Annotated in this window: 7 protein-coding genes; 4 read left to right on the plus strand and 3 right to left on the minus strand. The window is 40.4% G+C overall.

Annotation, left to right across the window (positions count from 1 at the left end):
* Positions 1-85: 85 nt before the first annotated feature.
* The 3 genes from AAC000_RS22720 to ampD form a co-directional block, all read right to left on the minus strand.
* Positions 86-832, minus strand: a complete 747-nt coding sequence (locus AAC000_RS22720) for a GntR family transcriptional regulator (RefSeq protein ID WP_339726166.1) — start codon at positions 830-832, stop codon at positions 86-88.
* A gap of 192 nt (positions 833-1,024) precedes the next feature.
* Positions 1,025-1,849: a beta-lactamase regulator AmpE gene (gene ampE / locus AAC000_RS22725; RefSeq protein WP_339726167.1), complete on the minus strand. Its 825-nt coding sequence runs from the start codon at positions 1,847-1,849 to the stop codon at positions 1,025-1,027.
* Between the two features lie 43 nt (positions 1,850-1,892).
* Positions 1,893-2,429: a 1,6-anhydro-N-acetylmuramyl-L-alanine amidase AmpD gene (gene ampD / locus AAC000_RS22730; RefSeq protein WP_339726168.1), complete on the minus strand. Its 537-nt coding sequence runs from the start codon at positions 2,427-2,429 to the stop codon at positions 1,893-1,895.
* Positions 2,430-2,519: 90 nt separating this feature from the next.
* Here ampD and AAC000_RS22735 point away from each other — a divergent pair, with 90 nt between their 5' ends.
* The 4 genes from AAC000_RS22735 (at position 2,520) to AAC000_RS22750 (ending at position 6,018) form a co-directional block, all read left to right on the plus strand.
* Positions 2,520-3,023 (plus strand): TIGR02281 family clan AA aspartic protease, encoded by a 504-nt coding sequence (locus tag AAC000_RS22735; RefSeq protein ID WP_339726169.1) that lies wholly within the window; start codon positions 2,520-2,522, stop codon positions 3,021-3,023.
* 220 nt (positions 3,024-3,243) lie between these two features.
* Positions 3,244-4,104 carry a carboxylating nicotinate-nucleotide diphosphorylase gene (gene nadC, locus AAC000_RS22740; protein ID WP_339726170.1) on the plus strand — a complete coding sequence of 287 codons (861 nt, stop codon included), beginning with the start codon at positions 3,244-3,246 and terminating at the stop codon, positions 4,102-4,104.
* Positions 4,105-4,301: 197 nt separating this feature from the next.
* Positions 4,302-4,733 carry a prepilin-type N-terminal cleavage/methylation domain-containing protein gene (locus tag AAC000_RS22745; RefSeq protein ID WP_339726171.1) on the plus strand — a complete coding sequence of 144 codons (432 nt, stop codon included), beginning with the start codon at positions 4,302-4,304 and terminating at the stop codon, positions 4,731-4,733.
* Between the two features lie 76 nt (positions 4,734-4,809).
* Entirely contained in the window at positions 4,810-6,018 is a 1,209-nt protein-coding gene (locus AAC000_RS22750; RefSeq protein WP_339726172.1) for a type II secretion system F family protein, read from the plus strand.
* The last annotated feature ends 139 nt before the right edge of the window (positions 6,019-6,157 follow it).

The raw sequence follows: 6,157 nt of genomic DNA on the forward strand, positions 1-6,157 counted from the left end.
TTTGTTAATGTAGGGACTTATTAATAATCAATAAGTTGTTATTCATTTCATATTCGAATGTGCAATAACACATTCAGTGAAATAGTTAATTTACTTCAATTCGACGCAATGCTCGCTGCATCCGCATATCTTGTCTATTAATGTTCAGTAAAGTGTCTTCAATATAGGCCAAATGTTCATTGCTCGCCTTACGAGCCTGTTCAGGATCACCAGCTGAAATAGCTTGAACTATATTGCGTCTTTGACGGTTTATATTTTGTTCGACATCAGTATGTTTGGCCAAAACTTCTAAGTTACGTTGGATATTGTCTTGCAGCATAGACTGTAGACTGCGCATTACGTGCTGTAAAACCATGTTGTGGGCCGCATTGGCCATAATCAGATAAAAGTTAACTAAGGCTACTGCTAGTTGGCTCTTATCGGTTGAGCCTAGTGGTAATGCATCCAATGCACTTTCTAACGCTTTATAATCTTCTGGTTGACCTCGAAGCGCTGCATAATAAGCAGCCATACCTTCAAGAGCATGACGAAATTCAAGTAAGTCGAATTGCATCTCTGGTTTATCGGATAATAATAATAACAGTGGTTCGGTAATTAATTCGTTTAGACGAGGCTTAACAAAAGTACCTCCGCCTTGTTTACGTTCCAACACGTTTTTGGCTTCGAGCTTTTGAATCGCTTCTCTAACTGAGGGTCTGGATACTGCAAATTGCTCTGCGAGTGTGCGTTCTGATGGAAGTTTTTGCCCAGCTAACAATCTACCTTCTAAAATCATGGATTCTAATTGCTCCATAATATCGTCAGATAACTTTCTAGATTGCACTTGGCGCATTCAATCATCCCATGTAAACAACATCAATAAATTTGAAAGTGGTAAATTGGTTATACCATTTAGGCGCAATAGCTTAGTAGACATTTGTCTTGGGGTAAATGTTAATTTTAAAAAAGACCAGTAAAATGCAGGAAGGGATAAAAAAAACAATAAGAAACAAATAGATAAAAAGAGGTGTGTCTGGTCAGACCTTTAGTCGATCCAACCAGATAAAGTTAGAAGTGCAATAATCACTAACAAAAACATCACATTTCTTTTAGCCAAACGAACTAAAGTGCAGGGCTCTTCGGTGCAATCATTTTCATCTGGTTCGATTTCTTCGGCTCGTTTAGAGACATCCAATAAAAGTGTTTTAGCCTCAACTGCAGGGTCGGGTAAGTAGCCTAACCAGGTTGGGAAAGCACGGGAAAAATGCCCTACCAATAAAAAGCCTAAGGCCGTTATACGCACAGGTATCCAATCAATAATATTCAGTAAACGTTTTACTTGATTACTGACTTGATCGTTATCCGCAGATAACTTTGAGTCCATTTCTCTAACCAAAACATATAAAATCGCCCCTGCTGCACCACATGCAGCAAACCATAAAATAACTGCGGTATAGTGGCGGTAGTTTTGCCAAACTAAGTTTAGGCCGAAAGAAATGGTCTCTTTGTCATCGCCACTTATTTCGTTTTCATACATACTACAGGCTTGTAAATCACCTCGATTAGCCGCTTGTAAAAAACATTTATAGGTTGCACGTATAGACGGGCAACCCACACAAACCATCAATATGGCCGTGCTAATGACTAGTTCTAATAATCCACCAGAAAATTTTTGAACGCCTAAATACACAATAATCACAGGCAAAAAGATAACCAATGCCAAAACCCAAGATTTGGATGACGAGTTAAACCAACCTTTAGGCTCTATCAGTTGTATGTACTTATCAGCATAAAATCCTGCTTGCCAATATTGGGATTTAGTAGTGACGCGTTCAACTAGCAATACCAGCAACAAGCTGATTAATGTCATGATTTTATCTCTTGTAATATCAAAATTAGGCTGGACGACTCAATTATATCATCTGCCGAAAACGAGGCCAGTCAAACGCGATACCTGGGTCGGTTTTTCTGCCCGGTGCAATATCATTGTGGCCTACAATACTCCCTAGGGTAATCTCAGGATAGTCTTGCATCAATTGTTTAGTTAATAAACTTAGGCTTTGATATTGCTCTTGGGTATAGGGAATGTGATCGGCACCTTCAAGTTCAACCCCTATGGAATAATCATTACATCTAGTTATGCCCTGAAAACTCGATACACCAGCATGCCAAGCCCTTTTATCAAAAGGTACAAATTGTAAAATGTGCCCGTTACGCTGAATTAAACAATGGGCAGATACTCGCATTTTATAAATACTCTCAAAGTAAGGGTGTAACTTTGGATCTAAACAGCCGCTGAAAAAGTATTTGATATAATCACCTCCAAACTCGTTTGGTGGTAGAGAAATATTATGAACCACCAAGAGCGAAATAAGGGTCTGCTCTGGGCGTTCGTCCCAATGAGTGGTGGGACAATATTCAGCTTGAGATAAAATGGCGTTCTTAATCAAGGTATTAGCGGTATAAAAGGCCTGATATAGTTATCATATCAAAGTGAATCGGCGAAAGCTGACAAATTTTTTGGGAGAGTAAATTAAGCCATGCAGCAAAGTAAAATGGGTAAGGGCATGTTGATAGTTGCTTGGGTTATTGGTTTGGGTTTGTTAACTTTGTTATTTGATGAGCAACTTGCCAAACAGTTTAATCCCAATGCCGAGCCTATTTCGTCGTTAAATCAAGGTGTGCAAGAAGTACGGCTTAAGCAAAATAGGGCAGGGCATTATGTTAGCGGTGGCGCTATTAATGGCCAACCCGTAGTGTTTTTATTAGATACAGGGGCGACCCATGTATCTGTGCCTATGCATTTAGCTGAGCAACTTAACTTGCAAAAGGGCAGGTTGTCATGGGTACAAACTGCGAACGGACGGGTACAGGTGGCTCAAACCACTATTCAACGATTGTCTATTGGTGACATTCAATTAGATAATGTCAGAGCTAACTTAAACCCCGGTTTCAAAGATAATGAAATACTGCTGGGAATGAGCGCATTAAAACAATTAGAATTCACCCAAAAAGGCGAATGGCTAATTTTACGTAACTTATAAATAGCCGAAAAGCTAAATAAACTTGAACCTCAGAGACACAGACAAAAGCAAAGATAAGTGGCGGCATTGCCGAAAGGATAAAATCTAGTATTTAAATTCACTTGTCTGAATATTCTTTTTCTCTGATTGGCGCAGCACTCGGCTCCAAGCGCTCTGTGTCCTCTGTGGTAGATAGCTTTAAAATGGAATCCTATTATTCCCCATAATAACAAGAGAAATTATGCAAGATATTGATATTAAAGCAGCGATTGAAATAGCGTTATCAGAAGATTTAAACGGATTAAATGCTGATCAAGGCGATATTACTGCTAATTTGATCCCGGCCACTCAAAATATTGTCGCCGAGATAATCACCCGAGAAGCCTGTGTGTTAGCTGGAGCTGCTTGGGTCACAGAAACCTTTGGACAGCTCAATAAAGATATTCAGTTGCATTGGTTTGTCAAAGACGGCGACGCATTAAAAGCTGATCAACCTATAGTCAGAATAACGGGTAACGCCAGACATATCTTAACGGGAGAACGCACCGCTTTAAACTTCTTACAAACGTTGTCAGGCACGGCAACTATAGTGGCTAAGTGTGTGAAAGAGTTAGCCGGTACCAAAACTCAATTATTAGATACCCGTAAAACTTTACCGGGAATGCGCCTCGCACAAAAGTATGCTGTGGCCTGTGGTGGGGGAACTAATCATCGTATAGGCCTTTTCGATGCGTACCTTATAAAGGAGAACCATATTCTAGCTTGTGGCTCAATACAGGCGGCAGTCACTAAGGCAAGAGAGCATCATGCTGACTTACCTGTGGAAGTTGAAGTGGAATCTATTCAAGAATTACTTCAAGCAATTGCCGCTAAGGCCGACATCGTAATGTTAGACAATTTTAGTTTGGCCATGCTAAAGCAAGCGGTGATCCTCAATGAAGGTCAGTGCAAACTTGAAGTTTCAGGTAATATTACTATTGACGGGTTAAAAAAATTATCTGCTTTAGGGGTGGACTTTATTTCATCAGGGGCGCTTACTAAGCATGTTCAAGCGATAGACTTGTCTTTAAGAGTAGTAGAAAAAACGGCTTCTAAGCTTTGATAATAGTGTTTGGTAAATAATGGCTAAGGTATTTTGGATAGAAGATTTATTGGTTAAGACTTGAGTATACATCTGCATACTTGTCAGATACATAACTCGATCTATACTGAACAGGAATTCAAAAACAACGCCCTAATTCGGCAACCGGCAAAACTTTTAAAACTTAAATTTACACAGAATGTGTAGGAGATAAAACCATGAACATGACTCAAATGAACAATGCAAAAAAACAAGGCGGCTTCACTTTAATCGAACTGATGATTGTTGTGGCTATCATCGGTATTTTGGCAGCCATTGCTTTGCCAGCATACCAGTCTTACACAGAAAAAGCGCGTTTTACTGAAGTAACTAACGCAACTTCCGCAGCAAAAACTGCTGTTGAAATATGTGTGCAAATGGGTACGGCAATTGCTAACTGTGTTGGTGGTTCTAACGGGGTTCCTGCTGATGTTGCAGTAGGCGCGACTACAGTTGGTGTTGTTACTGCGGCAAGCGGTGTTATTACTGCAACTAAGGCTACTAACTCTACCATTACTGGTGCGGGTACTTACACACTTACACCTACTCAGGATGCAACTACTAAGGCAATTAGTTGGGCAGCTGCTTGCGACCCAACAACACTTTGCTAAGTTCTTAACTTTCATAGAGACAAGCCCGGACTTTCCGGGCTTTTTTGATTTTAGGTTTAATCTGGAAAGATAAATTATGGCTACTTCCCCCACAGTTTTTGTTTACAACGGCTCTAATAAACGAGGTCAAGTTGTCAAAGGCGAAATTTCCGCCATGTCAATCGTTGAAGCAAAAAACCAACTACGTAGACAGGGGATTTCTGCGAAGAAAGTAAAGAAACTCGCCAAACCGATGTTTGGTGGTGGAGAAAAAATTAGGCCTGTTGATATTGCGTTATTATCTAGGCAAATTGCCACTATGCTCAGTGCTGGTGTTTCTCTAATTCAAACTATTGATATGATTGCTTCCGGTCACGCTAATAGAAAAATGCGAGAGTTGCTAGGTGAGATTGGAGCAAGTGTTAGTGCTGGTAATCCCCTTTCATCCACCTTGCGTAAGTACCCTATATATTTTGATGATTTATATTGCGACCTAGTTGAAACCGGTGAACAGTCGGGTGCCTTAGAGACGATTTACGACCGTATTGCAATTTATAAAGAAAAATCAGAAGCCCTTAAATCTAAAATCAAAAAAGCCATGTTTTATCCTATAGCGGTAATAGTGGTGGCTTTTATCGTGACTACTATTTTGCTGATTTTTGTGGTGCCACAGTTTGAAGAGATATTTTCTAGTTTTGGCGCAGAGTTGCCGGCCTTCACTCAATTTGTTTTGGGCATTTCTCGGGGTATGCAAGATTATGGTGTGATTATTGGCGCGGTGATTATTGCCTCTGGAATGCTGTTTACCAGAGCTCATAGAAAATCTCTGAAACTAAGAGATTGGGTGGACGCTAAAACGTTGAAAATACCTGTCATTGGTGAAATTCTTAAAAAAGCCTCTGTGGCAAGGTTTACTCGTACTTTGGCCACCACTTTTGCTGCAGGTGTACCTCTAATGGGGGCTTTGGATTCTGCGGCTGGGGCTGCAGGTAATTCAGTATTTCGCGATGCCATCTTATTTGTGAAAAAAGAAGTATCGGGTGGTATCCCGATGAATGTTGGTATGCGGTCCACCGCAGTCTTTCCCGAAATGGTGGTGCAAATGATTGCTATTGGTGAAGAAGCTGGTGCAGTTGACGAGATGTTAAGTAAAGTAGCAACCATTTATGAAGCAGAAGTTGACGATATGGTGGACGGTTTGACTAGTTTACTAGAACCTATGATTATGGCAGTACTAGGTGTGGTCATTGGTGGCTTGATTGTCGCTATGTACTTGCCGATATTTGAAATGGGTAATGTGGTATAGAGCAGACTCGGGGGGCGAGCTACTAGCAATGAGCAAAAAACACAAAAGGAGATTGAGCTTTGCAGTTTTTTTAATTTTAATGTTTAGAAGCTAGAAGCTAGAAGCTAGAAGCTAGAAGCTAGAAGCTAGAAGCTAGAAG

The sequence above is a fragment of the uncultured Paraglaciecola sp. genome, assembly GCF_963977085.1.
Classification (GTDB): domain Bacteria; phylum Pseudomonadota; class Gammaproteobacteria; order Enterobacterales; family Alteromonadaceae; genus Paraglaciecola.